General features: G+C 73.3%; 4 protein-coding genes. 1 reads left to right on the forward strand and 3 read right to left on the reverse strand.

Annotated elements, in window-relative coordinates:
- The 3 genes from V8688_RS31805 to V8688_RS31815 form a co-directional block, all read right to left on the reverse strand.
- Positions 1-270, reverse strand: a 270-nt coding sequence (locus V8688_RS31805; RefSeq protein WP_342802368.1) for a class I SAM-dependent methyltransferase, incomplete at its 3' end; no start/stop codon positions are given.
- A 68-nt stretch (positions 271-338) separates the two neighbouring features.
- Positions 339-764: a hypothetical protein gene (locus V8688_RS31810; RefSeq protein WP_342802369.1), complete on the reverse strand. Its 426-nt coding sequence runs from the start codon at positions 762-764 to the stop codon at positions 339-341.
- 28 nt (positions 765-792) lie between these two features.
- Entirely contained in the window at positions 793-1149 is a 357-nt protein-coding gene (locus V8688_RS31815; protein WP_218720662.1) for a nuclear transport factor 2 family protein, read from the reverse strand.
- Between the two features lie 158 nt (positions 1150-1307).
- On the opposite strand from V8688_RS31815, the gene V8688_RS31820 reads away from it, so the two are divergent.
- Positions 1308-2317 (forward strand): ATP-binding protein (locus tag V8688_RS31820; RefSeq protein ID WP_342802370.1); only part of this gene is annotated, 1010 nt, incomplete at its 3' end.

The raw sequence follows: 2317 nt of genomic DNA on the forward strand, positions 1-2317 counted from the left end.
CGCCGCCATGGCCGGGTTGGCGTCGACCCCGACGGCACGGCCGCGCGGGCCCACCCGCGCGGCGAAGGCCAGGACCTCCGAGCCGGTGCCGGAACCGATGTCGAGGGCGGTTTCCCCGGGCTGCGGCGCGAGGACGTCCATGACCCAGCGCCGCATGCGGACCACGCCGGACAGCTCGGCCTGCCGATCCAGCAGGGTCACCAGCAGGTCGTCGGCCGCACCGGCGGCGTCGGCGCGGAAGGATGGCAGCTGCTCGTCGGGGACGGCCATATCGATGACGGTACGCCGCGCGAAACGCGCGGCCACGATGGTCGTGGCCGCGCGTTTCGGGGTCGCTGTCAGTGGCCGGTGCCGCGCAGGCCGCGGTACTGCAGTGCCGCGAAGGCACCGACCGTGACCGCTTGCAGCACCCCCCACACCGCGCCCGCCACGGTCAGCCCGAGGACGCCGGTGACCACGGCGACCAGGCTCGCGACGACCCAGGTCGCGTTGCCGATCGCGACCGCCGCCGCCCCGGTCCGTGACACCGGAGACCTCCGCCCGACCACCGCGACCGCGAGACCGTAGGCGGTGAGGAAGGCGCCGATCGCGAGGCCAGCCCGGGAGTCGAGGCCGAGCAGCCGTTCCAGCAGCGGAGCCAGGGCGAGGTAGGCGACGCCGTTGACCGTGGTGACGACGGCGTCGAGGCGCAGCGAGAGCAGCAGCAGCGGCTCGCCCGGGGTGAGCAGGGTGGACAGGCGAGACGAGACGGTGGCGGTGGTCATGGCGGATCTCCTTGGCTGGGAAGGGGTGTCAGGCGGAGGCGGGTACTCGGTCGAGGAAGCCGTAGACGCTGTCGATGCGGCCGTCGGCGAGGACGGCGACGTCGAAGCCGATCACCACGGGCTCGCCCTCGGCGGGGCCGAGGCCCCAGGTGAAACGCACCTGGTCGTGGTGGGCGTCGACCGGGCCGGCCAGGCGGAAGGTCCAGTCGGGGAACTGGGTCTGCACGCCGGCGATGGCGGCCTCGAGTTCGGCGTGGCCGGTGACGGCGACCAGCGGGTCGACGTAGCGGGCCTCGGGGGTGAACAGGCGGGCGACCGCGGCGCGACGGGCGCCGGGCTCACGGGTGTTCCAGGCCTCCAGGTACTGCGCGACGACGGTGTTCATCTCGACCTCCGAAATATGCTGTGAGCTGGTGTTTCGCGGGTTGTTCCTGCGATGACACCTACGTTATGGCGCGCCGGGGGTAGGTCGAATCAGTCGTCTATAGGTACTTCCGGCGACGGAGATACCGCCGGTACCGGTACGGCGCTACCGTGGTGCGCATGCTGCACGGACGCGAACCCGAACAGGCCACGATCGATGACCTGCTCGCGGGCGCGCGGGCCGGGCGCAGCGGGGCGCTGGTCCTGCGGGGCGAGGCGGGGATCGGCAAGTCGGCCCTGCTGGATTATGCGGCCGCGCAGGGCATTCCGGCGATCCGCAGCGCCGGTATCGAGTCCGAGGCCGAATTGCCATTCGCGGCACTGCATCTGCTGGTGCGGCCGGCGATGGAACTGGTGCGGCAGCTGCCGCCACGACAGCGCGACGCGATGGACGCCGCGTTCGGACTGGGCGACGGCGCGCCCGCGGACCCGATGCTGATCGGCCTGGCCGTGCTCACCCTGCTGGCCGAGGAAGCGGCCGAGGGACCCCTGCTGGTCCTGATCGACGACGCGCACTGGCTGGACCTGGCGACGGCGCAAACCCTGCTGTTCGCCGCCCGCAGACTCGACGCCGAAGGCGTGGTGATCCTGTTCGCCACCCGGTCCGGCCCCGACGATTTCCCCGCGCCGGGGCTGCCGGAACTGGCGCTGTCCGGCCTCCGCGCCGACGCCGCCGCGGCCCTGCTCGACGCGGGCCCGACCCGGCTCTCGCCCACCACCCGCTATCGTCTGCTCGCCGAGGCGGGTGGCAATCCCCTTGCCCTGCTGGAACTTCCGGCTGCGGCGGAGAGCGCCGAGAATCCGAATCCGCTGCCGTTGACCCAGCGGCTCCAGCTGGCCTTCCACGGCCGGGTCGCCCGCCTGCCCGCGGGAACCCGGACGATCCTGCTGATCGCCGCGGCCGCCGGCGCCGAGGATCTGGCGCCGGTGCTGCGCGCCGCCGCGAGCCTCGGCGCGGGTCTCGACGATCTGCAGCCGGCCCAGGACGCCGACCTGGTGCGCACCGACGGGCAGGTGTTGACCTGGCGTCACCCGATCTCCCGCGCCGCGGTCTACCAGGGGTCGGCGCTCACCGAACGCCTGGCCGCCCACCGCGCGCTCGCCACCGCGCTCGACGACGCCGACAGCGC

It is taken from the genome of Nocardia sp. No.11, assembly GCF_038752175.1.
In the GTDB taxonomy this organism is placed as follows: Bacteria; Actinomycetota; Actinomycetes; order Mycobacteriales; family Mycobacteriaceae; genus Nocardia; species Nocardia canadensis.